This is a genomic window from Mesorhizobium sp. P2_C4, from assembly GCF_056404575.1.
In genome coordinates, this window is the sequence record NZ_JBFUDT010000002.1 from 12,140 (window position 1) to 29,877 (window position 17,738).

Annotated in this window: 14 protein-coding genes; 2 read left to right on the forward strand and 12 right to left on the reverse strand. The window is 62.6% G+C overall.

Annotation, left to right across the window (positions count from 1 at the left end; all coding sequences use genetic code 11):
* The first annotated feature begins 142 nt into the window (after positions 1–142).
* Positions 143–1,081 (forward strand): GlxA family transcriptional regulator, encoded by a 939-nt coding sequence (locus tag AC1DX6_RS06495; RefSeq protein ID WP_477313609.1) that lies wholly within the window; start codon positions 143–145, stop codon positions 1,079–1,081.
* A gap of 74 nt (positions 1,082–1,155) precedes the next feature.
* On the opposite strand, the gene AC1DX6_RS06500 is transcribed toward AC1DX6_RS06495, so the two are convergent.
* The 12 genes from AC1DX6_RS06500 to AC1DX6_RS06555 all read right to left on the reverse strand — a co-directional run bounded on the left by AC1DX6_RS06500 (position 1,156) and on the right by AC1DX6_RS06555 (position 16,277).
* Positions 1,156–1,497, reverse strand: coding sequence for a peptidase inhibitor family I36 protein (locus tag AC1DX6_RS06500; protein ID WP_477311929.1), 342 nt, complete (start codon positions 1,495–1,497; stop codon positions 1,156–1,158).
* Positions 1,498–1,642: 145 nt separating this feature from the next.
* Positions 1,643–2,491 carry a DUF1194 domain-containing protein gene (locus AC1DX6_RS06505; protein WP_477311930.1) on the reverse strand — a complete coding sequence of 283 codons (849 nt, stop codon included), beginning with the start codon at positions 2,489–2,491 and terminating at the stop codon, positions 1,643–1,645.
* Positions 2,492–2,592: 101 nt separating this feature from the next.
* Positions 2,593–5,154, reverse strand: coding sequence for a GcvT family protein (locus tag AC1DX6_RS06510; protein WP_477311931.1), 2,562 nt, complete (start codon positions 5,152–5,154; stop codon positions 2,593–2,595).
* A 137-nt stretch (positions 5,155–5,291) separates the two neighbouring features.
* Entirely contained in the window at positions 5,292–6,050 is a 759-nt protein-coding gene (locus AC1DX6_RS06515) for an FkbM family methyltransferase (RefSeq protein WP_477311932.1), read from the reverse strand.
* Positions 6,047–7,276 (reverse strand): hypothetical protein, encoded by a 1,230-nt coding sequence (locus tag AC1DX6_RS06520; protein WP_477311933.1) that lies wholly within the window; start codon positions 7,274–7,276, stop codon positions 6,047–6,049. Before AC1DX6_RS06520 ends, AC1DX6_RS06515 begins: the two co-directional genes overlap by 4 nt.
* Before the next feature lie 8 nt (positions 7,277–7,284).
* Positions 7,285–8,715: an aspartate aminotransferase family protein gene (locus AC1DX6_RS06525; RefSeq protein ID WP_477313611.1), complete on the reverse strand. Its 1,431-nt coding sequence runs from the start codon at positions 8,713–8,715 to the stop codon at positions 7,285–7,287.
* Positions 8,716–8,820: 105 nt separating this feature from the next.
* Positions 8,821–9,828: an NAD-dependent epimerase/dehydratase family protein gene (locus AC1DX6_RS06530; protein ID WP_477311934.1), complete on the reverse strand. Its 1,008-nt coding sequence runs from the start codon at positions 9,826–9,828 to the stop codon at positions 8,821–8,823.
* Positions 9,825–10,259 (reverse strand): EamA family transporter, encoded by a 435-nt coding sequence (locus AC1DX6_RS06535; protein ID WP_477311935.1) that lies wholly within the window; start codon positions 10,257–10,259, stop codon positions 9,825–9,827. Before AC1DX6_RS06535 ends, AC1DX6_RS06530 begins: the two co-directional genes overlap by 4 nt.
* A 122-nt stretch (positions 10,260–10,381) precedes the next feature.
* Positions 10,382–11,731, reverse strand: coding sequence for an FAD-binding oxidoreductase (locus AC1DX6_RS06540; RefSeq protein WP_477311936.1), 1,350 nt, complete (start codon positions 11,729–11,731; stop codon positions 10,382–10,384).
* A 2-nt stretch (positions 11,732–11,733) separates the two neighbouring features.
* Complete coding sequence (locus AC1DX6_RS06545; RefSeq protein WP_477311937.1) at positions 11,734–13,167, reverse strand: UbiA family prenyltransferase; 1,434 nt, start codon at positions 13,165–13,167, stop codon at positions 11,734–11,736.
* A 200-nt stretch (positions 13,168–13,367) separates the two neighbouring features.
* Positions 13,368–13,631 carry a hypothetical protein gene (locus AC1DX6_RS06550; RefSeq protein ID WP_477231363.1) on the reverse strand — a complete coding sequence of 88 codons (264 nt, stop codon included), beginning with the start codon at positions 13,629–13,631 and terminating at the stop codon, positions 13,368–13,370.
* A gap of 156 nt (positions 13,632–13,787) precedes the next feature.
* The gene (locus AC1DX6_RS06555) at positions 13,788–16,277 is read right to left on the reverse strand and encodes a mechanosensitive ion channel domain-containing protein (RefSeq protein WP_477311938.1); all 2,490 of its coding nucleotides are present in this window, start codon (positions 16,275–16,277) and stop codon (positions 13,788–13,790) included.
* 198 nt (positions 16,278–16,475) lie between these two features.
* Between AC1DX6_RS06555 and AC1DX6_RS06560 the strand changes: the two genes are divergently transcribed.
* Complete coding sequence (locus AC1DX6_RS06560; RefSeq protein ID WP_477311939.1) at positions 16,476–17,735, forward strand: sarcosine oxidase subunit beta; 1,260 nt, start codon at positions 16,476–16,478, stop codon at positions 17,733–17,735.
* Positions 17,736–17,738 lie beyond the last annotated feature (3 nt).

Below are 17,738 nucleotides of genomic sequence, written 5' to 3' on the forward strand. Positions count from 1 at the left end.
ACAGGAATGGTTTTTCCTGATGACGCTGTGCTGTTCGCGACATCCTGTTCGCGTCATGGCCGCGTGAGGTTTCCCCGTGAATGCCGTTGTAAAGCATCCGATCAAGCGAGCGTTTGTTTTCTTCCTCGTCCCCGATTTCACCATGATCGCCTTTGCGACAGCGCTCGACCCGCTGCGCTCGGCCAACCGGATGCTTGGCTACGAAGCCTATCGCTGGCGCCTCGCCAGCATCGACGGCAAGCCGGTGCGCGCCTCCAACGGCGTCGAATGCGCGGTCAACACCTCGCTTGAGGAGGAACGCAAGAAGATGGCCGGGCCGGACCGGCCGAACATGGCCATCGTCTGCAGCGGCGTCAATGTCGAGCGCTACCAGAACCGATCCGCCTTCGCCTGGCTGCGCGAGGAGTATAACAGAGGCGTCGCCGTCGGCGGCCTGTGCACCGGCGCGCATATCCTTGCCGCCGCCGGCCTGCTCTCCAACAAGCGCTGCGCCATCCACTGGGAAAACCTGCCGGGCTTTTCCGAGGCTTTTCCGAAGGCCAATGTCTTCGCCGACCTGTTCGAGATCGACCAGAACATCTACACCTGCGCCGGCGGCACCGCCGCGCTCGACATGATGCTGAAGCTGATCGGCGACGATTTCGACGAAAACCTGGTCAACCGGGTGTGCGAGCAGGTGCTGACCGACCGCGTCCGCAGCCCGACCGACCGCCAGCGCCTGCCCCTGCGCGCCCGCCTTGGCGTGCAGAACTCCAAGGTCCTGACCATCATCGAATTGATGGAAGGCAATCTGTCCGAGCCGCTGTCGCTGATCGAGATCGCCGACCATGTCGACCTGTCGCGCCGACAGATCGAGCGGCTGTTCCGCACCGAAATGGGCAGGTCCCCTGCCCGCTACTATCTCGAAATCCGACTCGACCGTGCCAGGCACTTGCTGATCCAGTCGTCGATGCCGGTGGTCGAGGTGGCGGTCGCCTGTGGCTTCGTCTCGGCCTCGCATTTCTCCAAATGCTACCGCGAGCTCTACGCCCGCTCACCGCAGCAGGAGCGCGTCGACCGCAAGCAGTTGCTCGCGGCCTGATTTCTCAAAAAAATGCCTGGCGCCGCTATTGCTGCGGACGGGAATCGCCGGGCAACGCCCGGCCTGCGACTGGTTTAATACCCGTCGCAATAGCATTCGGCCGACGAGATGCGGTCGTTCCAGCCGCTGCCCTGAAAATCGCGAATCCTGCGAGTGATTTCGATCGAACGGCCCCGCCGGCGTGAATCTTCATAGGCGACAAGGGTGCAGCCGCGACGCACGAACACGGAAGACACGCGGTCGTTCCAGAACTGGCCTGCGCGAAAATTCACCGAATCGTCGGCGCTCATCTCCAGCGATCGCCCGCGGAAATTTCCATGCTCGAACATGACGCAGGCGGGTTCGTCATCGTAGGCGCTGGCGCTGCCGACGCAAAGCGACGACGCGAGAGCCGTCAGGATCACAAGATTTCTCATATGCTACTTCCCTCGTTTTGACCGAGTCGCGACCGGCAGCTTGATCCCGCATCGCGCGGGCGAGTTTGCCATTGCTTGCGACAACGAGGCAAGGTCGGGCAGACCTGCGCGTCGCACTTTGTGCATCCAGGCGACACACTGCGCTCTAGCGGCTGTCGAACATCCAGCTGCGGTCGCGCCACATTTTCTCGCCGGCCAGGCAGTCGACGGGCGGGCCATCCTGCGCCAGCACCACCGGCGGGTGATCGGCCTCTTCCGCTGCCCATTGCGGCGAGGCAGGGCCGGCAAGTTCCAGCACCAGCTTGCGGCGGATCGCTTCGGGAAATTGCGTCCAGTCGTTGACCGGGATCATAAAGGAGCCGGGCCCGCCGATCACGCAGTCGCTGTAGTAGCGGTCGAGATTGTTAACGTCGAAGGCACCGGTGAAACCGCCGCGGGTCATCAGCGGCAACCCATTGATGATGATGCCTTGCTTCACCAGACCGTCGCGGGTGATGTCGACGGGGGCGCCCTGGTTGTTGGGGCCGTCGCCCGAAATATCGATGACCCGCTTGACGCCCTGAAAGCCGCTTTCGGCGAAAAGATCGCCGCCGAATTCAAGCGCGCCGGAAATCGAGGTGCGCCGCGCGCTGCCCGGCGGATGGGCGGAAAGCTGCGCCACCACCCGTTCGGCATCGGCACGGTTGGCGATCACCGTCCACGGCACGATGACATGCTGCCAGGTCGTTCCGGCCCATTCGACATAGGTGACGGCGATCTTGCCGTAAGTTCCGTCGGCAATCGCCTGCAGCACATGATCGTGCGTCAGCGCCGCCGCATAGCCGTGCCGCTGGATCTCAAGCTCGTCGGGCGACATGGAGAGGGAAACATCGACGGCCAGCACCAGCTCGATGTCGACCGGCTCGTCCGAGAGGGAGGCCGGCGTCAGCCAGAGCAGCAGCGCCAGCGCGGCGCAGCCCGAAAGCAGATGTCTTGCACAGGCAAAAGCAGACATGCCGCAAGGGTAAGCGAGAATCACGGATCGACAAAGAGAAAAGCCCGGCGCTGCGCCGGGCTTTTCAGACGTCTTTGCGGGTCAACCGCCTACCGGGGCTATCAGCTGCGCGGCTTGAGGTTGTCCGGGTCGTAGAGCGGCTTGTAGCCGACGGCGGCCACTTCCACCGGATAGGTCTCGCCGAAATACTCGATGGTGAGCTTGCGACCTTCCTCGGCATACGCCCAGGGCAGATAGGCGAGACCGATGTTCTTGCCGATGGTCGGACCGTAGGCCATCGACGTCGTGAACGACCGGCGGCCGAGCTCATCGACCAGCGTTTCGCCGGTCTTCGGATCCATCACCGGCATGATGCCGACGGGATAGCGGGCAACGCCCTTTGCATCGACGTTCTCGGTCACCACCAGCGTGCACAGCATGGCCGGCTGGTGTTCGCGGGCGCGATACTCGACGTGCTTCGCCTTGCCGCAGAAATCGTTCTCCTTGACCTTCGGGCGCGCGAGATCGGCTTCCAACAGATTGTACTCGGTCAGAAGGTCGGCGTTCTGCAGGCGCAGGCTCTTTTCCATGCGCCGCGTGTTGGCGTAGGTCTCGACGCCGAAGGGCATGACGCCGGTGGAACGCAGCGCATCCCAAACGGCGAGACCGTCCTCGTAGCGCATATGCAGTTCCCAACCCTGCTCGCCGACATAGGAGATGCGGAACGCGGTGACATCCTTGCCGCCGATCCGAACCTGCTTGATCGCTGCGAAGGGGAAATTCTCGACCGAAAGCCCATCTGGATTCTCGACCACCTTCTGCAAGGTCGCGCGCGCATTCGGGCCCCAGATGCCGACAGTCACATACTTCTCCGTCACATCGGTGATGGTGACATCAAAGCCTTTGTCCTGCGCGGTACGGCGCATGTACTGGAAGTCGCGCGGGCCGGCGTCGGCGCCGTCGATCAAACGGCAGCGGTCGGCCATGCGGATGACGGTAAAGTCGGCACGCACCATGCCTTCCTCATCGAGGAAGTGGGTGTAGATGCCCTTGCCGATGTTGTTGTCGCCGCCGATCTTGGCCGCGCACAGCCACTCCAGCAGCGCGACATGGTCCGGGCCTTCGATGTCATACATGGCGAAATGCGACAGGTTGACGATGCCGCAATCCTCGCTCATGGCGAGATGTTCGGCATTGGAGACGCGCCAGAAATGGCGGTTGTCCCATTCGTTTGCCCGCACCGGCACCCGATTGCCGTATTTCTCCAAGAGATGCTCGTTGGCGGCATAGCCGTGCGCCCGTTCCCAGCCGCCCAGTTCCATGAAGTAGCCGCCGAGTTCCTTCTCGCGCTCCCAGAACGGCGAGCGCCTTATGTTGCGGGCCTTGGAGAACGGTTCGCGCGGATGCACCGCCGGATTGTAGACCTTCATCGCCGTCTCGGTGCAGCGATCCCAGATGAACTGCTCTTTCGTCTGGTGCGGATAGAAGCGCGCATAGTCGATGGCGTGGTGGTCGATTTCCGTGCGGCCGTCCGTCATCCAGTCGGCGATCAGCTTGCCCATGCCGGGGCCGTCCTTGACCCAGATGGCGACGGCATACCAAAGACCCCTGACCTTCTGGCTTTCGCCCATCGACGGGCCGCCATCGGCGGTTACCTGCAGCAGCCCGTTGAAGGAATGGCTTTCATTGTAGCCGAGCTCGCCCAAGATCGGCGTCAGTTCCATCGCGCGCTCGAGCGGTGCCAGAATCTGCTCCATGTCGAGGTCGCGCTGCGAGGGTGACAGCCGGGCCTGATCCTTCTCCAGGAGGTCGCGCGGATGGCAAAGGCGCGGATTGTTTTCTTCGTAATAACCCCATTCGATCTGCCCGCCCTCGGCGGTCTTGGGGTCGCCGGTGTCGCGCATATAGGCGGAATTGCCTTGATCGCGCAGCAGCGGCCAGCCGATCTCCTTGCCGGTGCCGGCGAACTCGTTGTACGGGCCAAAGAAGGTCAGTGGATGGTCTATCGGCATCACCGGCAGGTCTTCGCCGACCATTTCCGCGATCAACCGCCCCCATATGCCGGCGCAGACGATGACATAGTCGGCCATGATCGTGCCGCGGTCGGTGACGACGCCCTTGATGCGGCCGTCCTCGACGATGAGGGATTTGGCCGGCGTGTTGGCGAAAGATTTCAACTTGCCCGAAGCTTCCGCCTGGTCGACCAGCTTGCCGGCGACGGTCTGCGAGCGCGGAATGACGAGGCCGGCATCGGGGTCCCACAGGCCGCCCTGCACCATCGCTTCTTCGATGAGCGGAAATTTTTCCTTGATCTCGGCCGGTTCGATCAGGCGGGCGCGCGTGCCGAAAGCCTTGGCCGAGGCGATCTTGCGCTTGATTTCTTCCATGCGGGCGTCATCGCCGACGCGCGCCACTTCCAGGCCGCCGATGCGGGCGTAGTGACCCATCTTCTCGTAGAAATCGATCGAGTAGATCGTCGTCCAGCAGGACAGGAAGTCATGGCTGGTCGTGTAGCAGAAGTCGGAGGCGTGCGCGGTCGAGCCGATATCGGTCGGGATGCCCGATTTGTCGATGCCGACAATGTCGGTCCAGCCGCGTTCGATCAGGTGATGGGCGATCGACGCGCCGACAATACCGCCAAGGCCGACGATGACGACCTTCGCCTGTTTCGGAAACTCTGCCATTGCCCGCGACTCCAAAGTGATAAAGCGCGCGGACTATAGGGCGGAGCGGTGGCGCGGATGAAGCCTGTTTGCGACATTGGCAAAAAGCCGAGCGACCAGACGATAGAATGGCTTCGCGTCGGCCCGTGGAAAGACGCTCAGGCGAAGGCCCAGACGTCCTCGGCCTGGAAACCGACCTGGTAGCCTGATGTCTTCAGCTTGACCACGACCTGGCCGATTTCCGCCGCCGGCAGCGCGCCGACCTCGACCTTGATCATGCCGGGACGGTAGCGCTTGAGGTCGAGCTGTTCGAAGACGATCCAGTCGGCGCCCTCGCAGTCGACCAGGAAGGCGTCGATGTAGGTGATGCCGTTGCGGTCGAGCAGCGTCTGCAGCGTCTCCGACGGCACCTCGATATCCCTGAGGTGCGGCGCGAACTTGTTGAAATTGGCATCGGCCTCGCCCCAGGCATTCTTGCCCGACATCAGATTGGTGTCGGTGACCGACGAACAGCCGATGAATTCGATCGGCAACGTGCCGGCCTCGAGTGCGGCGGCATCGAAGGTGTGGACGGTGATCGTGCCCTTGGTCTTGGTCACCGCCACGGGTTCGATGACGAAGCGCTCGGTATCGGGATAGTTGGCACGCAGCCGTTTCTGATTGTAGGGGATCGGCTCGACCAGCACGGCGCGGGCGCGCGGAATACGGTGCAGCCACGGCGTCACATCGTCGAACAGCGCGCCGTCGCAGGCGCCGACATTGACCATCTGAAACGGTCGCCTGCCCCCACTGAGGCGCGCCTTCAGCGCCGCCTTGGCCAGGAATTTCGTGCCGTGCAGCGACGGGCTACGGTCGAGAACGCCGGTGGGAAGACCGAGCGACAGGGCCATGCGCGCCAGGCTGGAAACGGAACTCATGGCTTATCTCCAGATATGACGTGCAAGGCGCGTCGCCCGTTCAGGCTTGCCGATGCCCAGAGAGCCATCATCGGGCCGGCGAGCAGCAGGAACGGCGGGATCAGATTGGGAAAATAGATGCGGCTGTCGTGGATCGGAAAGACGGTGAATTTCGCCAGCACGCCAAGCACAAGTGCGGCAAGCAAGATGCCGGCGCGGCGGTCGAGCCGAAAGCCGGCGCGGCTCAACGCATACCAGCCGGCCAGGGCCAGCACCGAGACGCCGACCCAGCTGTTCAGGGCGATGGCGCGAACCAGCGAGGCGGCGAACGCCTTGAGGTAGGCAACAACCGAAAACGGCGGATCGAAACCGTCCATATTGTAGTGCTGCTCGATGCTGGAAAACCACAGATGCGGCCACCAGCCAGGATGGTGGGCCCAGTGCGAGATGGCGAAATAGGCGACGAAGGAGGCGGCAAAGCCGGCCAGCGCGCCCCACGCCCGCTGCCGGAAAACGACCAGCAGTACGGCGAAGATGGTGAGGAAGACGATGTTGTCGGGTCGCGCCATGAAGGCGAGGAAGAGCAGGAGCGCCGTCGCCACATCACGGCCGCGCACATAGGCAAACAGCCCGCCGAGAAACAGCGCCGAGCACAACAGATCCGGCGTCGAGGCCCGCGCCACTTCGCCGAAATCGGCCATGATCAGCACCGCGCCAACAATCGGCGCCAGCGCCAGCGCATTTTGAGACCGCAGCCAGAGCAGCGCGATCGCGCCAAACAGCAGCACCGAGAACACCGATACCAGCCGCATCGCCTCGACCGGCGATATCACCGAACTCATCGTCGACAGGATCTCGGCATAAAGGAACTTGATCCGGTACATGCCGAGCAGCGAATGGAAATCGGCGGCATTTTCGCTCATGTGGCTGCGGAACCCGTCACCATCGTCGGTCAGCGTCTTGTAGTCGCCGGCCGACACCCCGGCCTTGACCGCACCATAGGCATAGTCATGCAAGGCCTGCGCATCGGGATAGGTGCCTTCTTCGGCAACAGCCAGATAGGGCAGCATGTCCCAATTGGCGTCGGGCATGAACCAGGCCGTCGCCGCCGTCAGAAAGATGTAGAGAGCAAAGGCCGCCGCACCGATCGGCGCGGCCAGCCGCCCATAGGTGCCCTCGCCCCATGCCAGACCGGCCGCGGTGAGCCGGTCGAGCAGAGTGTTTGAAGCGGGCGACCTGGTCAGCATCGTTGCGCTCAGCGAACCTGGCTTTTGACGAAATCCTTCACGATCGACACGATGCCGCGCGACAACAGACTGTCGAAGGCATCGACGAAGCGGTCGACATGCTCGCGCTGGCAGATCAGCGGCGGCTCCAGCCGGATGACGTTGCGGTTGTATTCGGTGAAGGCGACGAGCACGTCATAGTCGCGCAACAGCAGCGCGCCGACGAAGCCGGACAGCGATCCCTTGAGCTTGTCGTCGAGCACGCTGACGATCGGCCGCAGCACCATCGGCAAGGTCTGCGAGAAGTCGTGGAACTCCAGCCCGACCATAAAACCCTTGCCGCGCACATCCTTGATGATCTTCGGGTATTTCTCCTTCAACGCCTGCAGGCGCTGCAGCAGATAGTCGCCGGTCGAGGCGGCGTTGTCGATCAGCCCCTCGTCATAGAGTACATTGAGGCCCTCGATCGCGGTGACGCAGGCCTCGCCCATGCCGCCGAAGGTCGCCATGGCATGGATCATCGCCGTCTTCGGCGTGCCATAGGCCTTCATATAGACCTCGCGCCGGGCGATCATGGCGCCGACCGCCGCCTTGCCGGCGCCGAGCGACTTGGCCAACGCCGTCACATCAGGGACAACGCCATAGTGTTCGAACGCATAGAAGCGGCCGGAGCGGCCATAGCCGCACTGCACTTCATCGGCGACCCACAGCACGCCATACTGGTCGCACAGCGCGCGCAGCTTCTGCCAGTATTCGGCAGGCGCCTGGATGATGCCGCCGCCGCCCTGGATCGTTTCGAGCACGATGACGCCAACCTCGGGATCGGAGCGGAACAGGCGCTCGACGGCCTCGATGTCGGCGAATGGAATGCGGACCGTATTCTCGGCCATCTTGAAGTCGGCGCGGTAGAGCTGGCCGTCGGTGATGCCCAGCACGCCCTTGGTCTTGCCGTGGAAGGAATTCTCGGCATAGACGATCTTCGGCCGCTTCGGGCCGGCAGCGCGCTCGGCAAGCTTGACCGCCGCTTCCATGGCTTCCGAACCGGACGAGCCCAAAAACACCATGTCGAGATCGCCGGGCGAGCATTTGGCGATGTTGTGCGCCAGAGCTGCCGCATATTGCGACATGAAGGCGATGGCGATCTCCTGGCGCTTTTCCTCCTGGAACTTGCGGCGTGCTTCGAGAATGCGCGGATGGTTGTGGCCAAAAGCCAGCGAACCGAAGCCGCCGAAGAAATCGAGGATCTTTCGGCCATTCTGGTCGATGTAGAACATGCCTTCGGCACGTTCGATTTTGATCTTGTGGAAGCCGAGCAGCTTCATGAAATGCAGCTGGCCGGGATTGAGATGCGCCTTGAACAGGTCGGTCATCCGCGCCACGTCCATCGCCTTCGCCTGCTCGACGCTGATCAGGTTGGGCTTGGCGATGCTGGCGGGCGACAGCGCCGGCGCGCTGACCATGGTACGCGTATTCGTCTGCTCGGGCTTGGCCATGACGGTCATCTCAATCTCCTGTCTGCGCGCATGACCAGGGTCGTGCGCAACGAAAACTGTTCGGCGAGCCGGCTATTCGGCAGGCACATGTTTGGTGGCGACGGCATGACCGGCCTTCTTGGCGCGGTATTCGCTGTAGGCGGCGATCAGCATGTCCTCGTCGCGATATTGCGGCACCCAGCCGAGCTGGCGCTCGGCCTTGGACACGTCGAGCACGCATTCCTCGTCGGCGATCAGATACTGCTCGGGATCCATGATCGGCAGGTTCATGAGGTCGAGCAGGTCAAGCGTGCGCTTGACCGCCCAGCCCGGCGTCGGGATCAGCAGCGATTTCGACCCGGCATGCTTGATCAGGTCGCCGAGCAATTTCTTCACCGGTGGCGGATTGAGCGAGCCGAGATTATAGGCCTCGTTCGGCACGCCAGCCTTCCAGGCCGCGCGGGCAGCTTCCGCGCAATCGAAAACAGAAATGAACTGATAGGGGTTTTTGCCGGAACCGATCATCGGCACCGGAAAGTTCCAGTCGATCAGCTTGAACAGCTTCTCCAGGATGCCGAGGCGGCCGGGACCGATGATTAGGCGTGGCCGAAACAGCGAGATCGATATGCCGCGCTTGCGCCATTCGGCCGCCAGCTCCTCGGTCTTCTGCTTCGACCAGCCATATTCGCCAAGCGGCGCCACCGGATGCTCCTCGGTCATCGGCTGCGTCACCGTATGGCCGTAGATCATGTCGGTCGTGTAGTGGACGAGCTTTGGCGCGCCGGCCTTGTCCATCGCCTGCATGATGTGCTCGGTGCCGTGGAAATTCACCGGAAAGAAGAAGTCGTGGCGCTTGGCGCGCACCTGGATCGGCGACAGCATCTTCGCCGACAGATTGTAGACCATGTCGTCGGCCTTGAGCCCGACTGAGGCAACCGAGGCCTTATCAGTCACGTCGCATGTGGCAAAGCGGACCGAGCGGTAATGCGGCAGGTCGCTCTTGACGATGTCGGCAACGACAACCTCTTCGCCATCGGCCACAAGTTTCGGGGCAAGGTGGCGGCCGACGAAGCCGTCGCCACCGAAAATCACATGTCTCATCGAACGGTCTCGCTGGTGTGGATCTTGTCGGGCGAAAGGGAAGCCGTTTCCTCGTCATGGCCGCGCCCGCTTTGGGCGATCAGCACCGTGCCGACGCAGATGAAGGCAATACCGGAGATGCGCCAGGCATTGAGGTCCTCGCGGAAAAGGAAATAGGCGAAGATCGCAACGGCGACATAGGCGAGGCTGAGGAACGGATAGGCAAAGGAGAGCTCGACCTTGGACAGCACATAAAGGTGCGAGGCCATCGAGATGACGAAGGTGCAGAGGCCAAGAAACACCCACGGGCTGAAGACGATCTGCAACAGCTTCACCAGGGGATTGGTACCCTCGAACGAAATCGGCCCGAGCGACATCATGCCTTGCTTCAGCATCAGCTGCGCGGCAGCATTGGTCATGACAGTGAACAGAATGAAGACGATGTATTTCATGTTTCGCACCCGCCCTGCAGCGGTCCTACTACAGACCTGCAAAGATTTCGTGAAGTCACCACAACGTTTTGAGTAAACCCCGGCGTTAACGGATCATTCACCACGAATTACTCAGATTTTATCTATTCCGCCGCCTCGACAGTCCCGCGCCGCACGTCCAGTTTTTTCGCCGTCCGCGCCCAGAAGTCCGACAGCAGGGCGGGGTCGCGCAGCGCCTCCAGCTGCTGCCAATCCGGAAACGACGCGGCGAAGGTGGCCGCGCCCATGCGCGCATCCTTATAGGGATTGACCGCGCCACCGGCCTCGACCGTGATGCGGTCAAGCTCGTTCAGCAGCTGCAGCGTCGTCTCGCCGCGATTGGGGAAATCCAGCGTCAGCGTGTATCCCGGCCGCGGGAACGACAGCAGCGCCGGCGAAGGGATCGAGCCGAAACGCTTCAGCACCGTGAGGAACGACCCCTGCCCCGCCCGTCTCGCCGCCTCGAGCAGCGCCGGCACCGCTTGGTATGCAGCCTGTTCCGGCACCACGCTCTGGTGCTGGAACAAGCCCTTCGGCCCATAGAGCCGGTTCCAGTCACCAACGCCGTCGAGCGGAAAGAAAAAGCCCTGGTAACCCACACGGCGCGGCGCTGACGAGCGTCCCTTCTTCCACGTATAGGCAGCATTGAATGCCGTCAGGAACGGCCGGTTGAGCACATTGAACGGCGGCTGGAAAGGCACTGAGAGACGTCCGCCAGAACGAGCGGCCGTATGCGAACCATGCTCGGCATGGTTGCCGGTGAACAGCAGCCCGCGTCCACGGCCGTGGCCGCCGGCAAGCTGATCGATCCAGGCAACCGCATATTCATTGGCCTGATCGGCGGCTTCGGCCAGCGCGAAGAATTCGCCGAGATCGCGAAACGGCGTCGCCTTCTCGACGATGTCGAGCGAAGACACCCGCATCAGCCGGATCGACGCCGACAGGATCAGGCCGGTAAGCCCCATGCCGCCGATCGTCGCCTGGAACAGGCGGGCATTGTCGGTGGCCGAGCAATGATAGGTCCGCCCGTCTGATCTGAGCAGCGTGAAGGACGCGACATGGCAACCGAAGGTGCCGCGCCGGTGATGGTTCTTGCCATGCACGTCGTTGGCGATGGCGCCGCCAAGCGTCACGAACTGCGTGCCTGGCACGACCGCTGGGAAAAAACTGTAAGGTGCGGCATGGGCAATGATGTCGGACAGAAGCACGCCGGCTTCTGCCTCGAGAAGACCGGTCTCGGCATCTAAGGCGAGAATGCGGTTCAGCGGCCGCATGTCGACGACGGTGCCGGCTTCGTTCTGGCAGGAATCGCCATAGGAACGGCCATTGCCATAGGCGAGCAACGCGTTCTTTTTTGCCTTGCCGCTCTTCATCAGCGCAATGGCGTCATCCGCAGAGATGCTGCGCGGCGCCGGCGGCGTGGCGAGACCGAAACTCTGGAACCGTTCGGCCATGCCTACCAGCCCCCGGCAACCAGCAGCAATGCGCCGATAAGCACGACGATCTGGCTGCGCCAGTCGCGGATGATGAAGACGACGGGATCGTCATGCAACTCGTCGCGGCGGGCGAGGATCCAGACGCGCATGGTGAGATAAAGCACGATCGGTGCCAGCGGCCAGACCAGCCAGGGATGCGGATAGAGTTCGCGCACGGCCATGCTGTCCATATAGAGCGCCAACACCAGGGCTGAGGAAAAGGCCGAGGCCATGCCGGCCTGGGCGACGATCTCCTGGTCTTCGGTGCGGTAGCCGCGACCGGCAATGCGCTCGCCGGCCGGGATGGCTGTGGTGCGCAGCTCGACATAGCGCTTCACCAGCGCCAGCGACAGGAAGAAGAAGATCGAGAAGGCCAGCAACCAGAACGAGACGTCGACGCCGGTCGCTGCCGCACCGGCCAACACGCGGATCGTGTAGAGCCCGGCCAGCGTCAGCACGTCGACCAGAAGCATGCGCTTGAGCGACAGTGAATAGGCCGTGGTGACCACCATGTAGCCGCCGAGCACGCCGAGGAATTCGATCGGCAGCAACAGCCCTGCAGCGATGCCAATGGCGAGCAACGCTGCCATCGAGCCAAGGCCGAACGGGATCGACAATGCGCCACTGGCGAAAGGCCGGTTGCGCTTCGTCGGATGTTTGCGATCGAGAGCGAGATCGAAGAAATCGTTGAGGATGTAGATGGCGGAAGCCACGGCGCTGAAGGACACGAATGCCAGCAGGCATTGCCAGATCATGTTGACGTTGAAGTACTCGTGCGACAGCACCATCGGCACCGCGATCAGCGAATTCTTCAGCCATTGATGCACGCGCAGCATCTTGACGAAAGTCCTGAAGGTCGGCTTCGGCACCGGCACCATTTCAGCGTCGTGTGCCACCTGCCAGCGCGCCGCGTGGCGGTCGGGCGCCACGACGATCGCGGTACGCGCGGCATCGAAGACCTTGAGATCGTGCCGGCTGTTGCCGGCATAGTCGAAGCCGCCATCGCCATAGGCGGCGACAAGTGCGGCGCGCTTGCGGCCCGAGGTCATGTTGTGGGGACCATCGGTTGCCAGCACATGATCGAATATATTGAGATGTGCGGCGATCGCCTCCGCGAATTTGCGCGGCGTGCCGGTCGCCAGCACGATCTTGCGGCCTTCGCCATGTTCGGTGCGCATGCGATCGAGCAGCACCTCGCGATAGGGCAGCGATGCGGGATCGATGTCGATGCGGTCAGCGATGGCCTGCTTCAGCCGCGCCGGCCCGCCGGCCAGCCAGAACGGCACCAGGAAAATATACAGCGGATTCTTCTTGATGAGGATGAACAGGCCTTCCCACAGAAGGTCCGTTGCAATCAGCGTGCCGTCGAGATCGACCGCAAGTGGAATTGCGTTCCTGTCCGACCGCGCGTCCATTTCGTGCTGCCCTGCCTGAATCCGTCGTGCCGTGTTACGGCGTCTTCGGATGGCTATAGCGGGGAACGGCGTAGCGAACGTTAAAACGTCTGGTTGCAGGCGGCGGGCGCTGCGGTATTTCCGGCGTCATTGTTAAGCAACCATTACCGCAAACAATAAAAGGCCGGGCAGTGCCCGGCCTTCAAACGATGCCGCCGACCTTACTTGATGCGGGCGACGCCACCCGAAATCTCGACCGTTTCCGAGCCGGTCAGGGCTTCGAGGTCACCATTAGGCAAGGTGACGAAACAGCCATTCGGGCAGAATTCCACGGTTTCGCCGGCGGCCAGCGCCAGCTCCGTCTTGCCACCGCCTTCCGTCACGATCAGCGTGCGCGTTTCGGCATCCTTGTTGACCGCGCTGGCGGCGAAGGCCGAACCACTCGCTGCAGTAAAAGCGATGGCGACGACGAGCGACTTCCACATTTTGCAATATCGGTGTTTCCACCGCCTCTTGTTGCATTTCGCAAGGCATTCTCGCCCTTTGCATGGGAGCTTATATGAGATGGAAGCTGAACCGCAACTGAATGCCGCATTCATGCCGCAATTGGTTTTCGGGCACCGGCAGCATACGGATAGACCCTAGTCGGGGTCAGGCTTGCGGGCCTTCCGCCCGGTCTTGGCCAGGCGCTTCTTCTCGGCCGCGGCTTCAGCCTCCGCCTGCTCCCGCTCGGCGAATTCGACTTCGGCCTGTTCGTCGTCGATCGGCCATGCCGCGGACTTCTTGACCTCGACCGCCGCGCGCGGCGTCGACGGAATCTCGATATGCTCGCCGCTGAACGCTTCGAGAATGGCAAAACGGATGTCGTTCTGCACTATGTTGCCGTTCAGCACGTCGGCGAGGAACACGCGGATTTCGAACTCGAGTGCTGCCGGCCCGAAATTGCCGAACAGCACGAAGGGTTCCGGGTTCTTCAGCACCAGCGGATGACCGCGCGCGATTTCGAGCAGGATCGCATGCACCCGCTTGACGTCGCTGCCATAGGCGACACCGACCTTGATATCGATGCGGCCGAGCTTGTTGCGGTGCGTCCAGTTGCCGACAGCGTTGTTGATCAGGTTCGAGTTGGGCAGGATCACCGATTGCCGCTGGAACGTCTCTACCTCGGTGGCACGCACGCTGATCCTCTTGACCGTGCCGGTGATGTCGCCGGCGACGATCCAGTCGCCGACCTTGAACGGCCGTTCGGCCAGCAGGATCAGGCCCGAGACGAAGTTGGAGACGACGTTCTGCAGGCCAAAACCGATACCGAGAGAAAGGGCGCCGGCAACGAGCGCCAGGCTGGACAGGTCGATGCCCGCAGCCGAGATGCCGACGAGTGCTGCGAGTGCGACGCCGGCATAGCCGACCGCCAGCCGGATCGAGTTGCGCACACCGGTGTCGACACGGCCGCGCGCCATCACCGAGCCGTCGAGCCAGCCCTGGAACCAGCGCGTCAGGAAATAGCCGATGACGAAGACGAGGATGCCGGAGAGGATGCCAGTGACTGAGATGGTCACCGAGCCGATGGTCAGGCCCGTCGCCAGCTTGTAGCCCCAGGCCTGGATGTCGCCGGGCTGAAACCCCCACATCAGCAGAATCAGCGGCAGGAACACCAGCACGATCATGACGTTGATGGCAACGCTGACGGCTAGGCCAAGCTGGTCGAGCGCGGTCTCCTCATAGCTCGCATTCGTCGACAGCCAGCGCCCGATCGACGTATCGGCGAAGCCACCCTCCTCGCCGATCTCGCGTGCCGACAGGAAGCCGATATAGGCGGTGACCAGGATGGTGCCGGTGACCACCACCTGCAGCGAAACGAAAATCGCCAGCCCGATATAGCCGAACAGCGCCGCCGCGATGGTGAAAAGGCCGAGCGCAATGGAGGTGAGGCGCAGCCAGGCCGGCCACGGCCGCCAGCTTCCGTCGGCCGCCTTGTACGGTTTCAGCAACGCCATCAGGATGAGGATGACGCCGACGATGATGGTGGCGACAAAGCTTCTGGCGATGGTCAGCGACAGCGGCGAGCCCATCTTGTCGTTGACCACCGCCAGGAAATTGTTGACGCCGATGACCACCGCCATGGCGGTGGTCAGCCGCACCAGCCAGCGTGCCGGACCTGTCTCGACCGATATCAGGCGCCAGTTCGGCAGCCGCGGCTCGAGCGCCGCATTGGTCAGCCGGTTGACGCAGAACACCACGGCGATGACGGCAGCCAGCGCGTTGAGGAAGACGCCGATATCGCCGCGCAGGACATTGTAATAGTTGAACAGGAAAACCGTCGAAGCGAGGAAGGCGCCGACCGCCAATGTCGGCAGCAGGGTCGACCAGAACGCCACCGACAACCGGCTGAGATAGGACGGGTCCTCGACAGAAGCGTCTGCTTCAAACACGCGTCCGAACAGACGACGGCCGCCGACCAGCAGCACCGCGGCAAGCACAAGCGCCATGAAGGTCGCCGCGAGCATCGCCTGGAACTTGAATTTGAAGGCAAAGCTCAGCCAGGACGACACTGCCCTGTAAAAGTTTGCGTATTCATCATGCGCGTCGGAGAAGACCTGCGGGCTCAGCGCATCGGTCAGCACGTAGCGCTTGGTGAGCACATTGCGGAAAAGGTCGCTGCGCATGTTGCCGATCTTGTCGATCAGGCCATTGATGCGGATCGACAGGTTCTGCGCGCTGGCGACGACGGCGTTGATTTCGGCCTTTTCGGACGCCAGCGCCTGGCGTTCGCCGGTCACGATGTCCGGCTCTTGCGGCTGACCGGCAGCCGGCGCCGGACCCAGCATCTCCACCCGCGCATTGATGTCGCCGACGCGCGAGCGGAAGGCCAGCGCACTGTTCAGCGCAGCGCGCGACAAATCCTCCAACTGCAGGCGAATATCCACAAGTGCTGCATCGTCCTCGACACTTTGCTGTATTTTCTTCTCGAGATCGTCGGTCTTGGCAGTCAGGCCCTGGATCACCTTCTGCTGGTCGGTGATCAGCCCGGCGGCACCCTGGCCGAGCGCCTGCGCCATCGCGTCGAACGAAGGCGGCGCCGAGACAACAAGCGCAAGAATCAGGATCAGGCGGAGCAATCGAAAAAGCATAATCGGTTGGCGACTCGCGGACGGCTAAGGCCGGTTCTAGGACCCGCCCTTGATAAAGACGCTGCCACCATGGGGCAAGCCGTCGCGGTCCGGCCATCTTTTGGGAGTCGGTCAGTCGAAAAGCCATGGCGCAATATTGGCTTTGCGTCGGCGCCCTGCTCTATAGTCTGCCGCATCGCACCAAGGATGGCATGAAGAATGGCGGAATATTCGGCCTTTTCGCTTCTCGCGAACGCGCTCAGGGGAAACCAGGACTGGAAGCCGGCCTGGCGCAAGCCGGAGCCCAAGGCGTCCTATGATGTCATCATCATCGGCGGTGGCGGCCATGGCCTGTCGACGGCCTATTATCTCGCCAAGGAACACGGCATCACCAATGTCGCGGTGTTGGAGAAGGGCTGGCTGGGGTCAGGCAATGTCGGCCGCAACACCACGGCCGTTCGCTCCAACTACCTTTTGCCGGCCAACACCCGTTTTTACGAACACTCGATGAAGATGTGGGAGAACCTCTCGCATGAGCTCAACTACAACGTCATGTTCTCGCAGCGCGGCTGCCTGAATCTGGCGCACACGCCGGCCCAGTTCGACGACTATGCAAGGCGCGGCAACGCCATGCGCCATCTCGGCGTCGACGCTGAACTGATGAGCACAGCCGAGATCGCGCGTCTGGTGCCGGCGCTGGACATGTCGTCCAGCGCACGCTTCCCGATCGTTGGCGGCCTGATGCAGCCACGCGCAGGCACCGCCCGCCATGACGCCGTCGCCTGGGGCTATGCGCGCGGCGCCGACCGTCGCGGCGTCGACATCATCGAGAACTGCGAAGTGACCGGCTTCCTGCGCGACGGCGACCGCATCACCGGCGTCTCGACGACGCGCGGCGAAATCCGTGGCAAGAAGGTGGCCGTGGCCGTGGCCGGCAGCACCGGACGAGTCATGCAGCTTGCCGGCGTCGAAACGATGCCGATCGAGAGCCATGTGCTGCAGGCCTTCGTGACGGAATCGCTGAAACCGTTCATAGACACCGTGCTGACCTTCGGCATGGGCCATTTCTACATGTCGCAGTCGGACAAGGGCGGTCTCGTCTATGGCGGCGACATCGACGGCTACAACAGCTACGCCCAGCGCGGCAATCTGCCCATCGTCGACGAGGTGATGAGCGAGATGCTGGCACTGTTCCCGGGTCTGGCAAGTGTTCGCATGCTGCGTTCCTGGGGCGGCGTCTGCGACATGTCGATGGATGGTTCGCCGATCATCACCACCGGCCCGCTGCCCGGCATGTATCTCAACTGCGGCTGGTGCTACGGCGGCTTCAAGGCGACGCCGGCCTCCGGCTGGTGCTTTGCCTGGACCATCGCCAAGGACGAGCCGCACGACTTCAACGCGCCGTTCACGCTCGACCGCTTTTATCGCGGCCTGGTGATCGATGATAAAGGCCAGGGCGCAACGCCCCGGCTGCATTAGGGT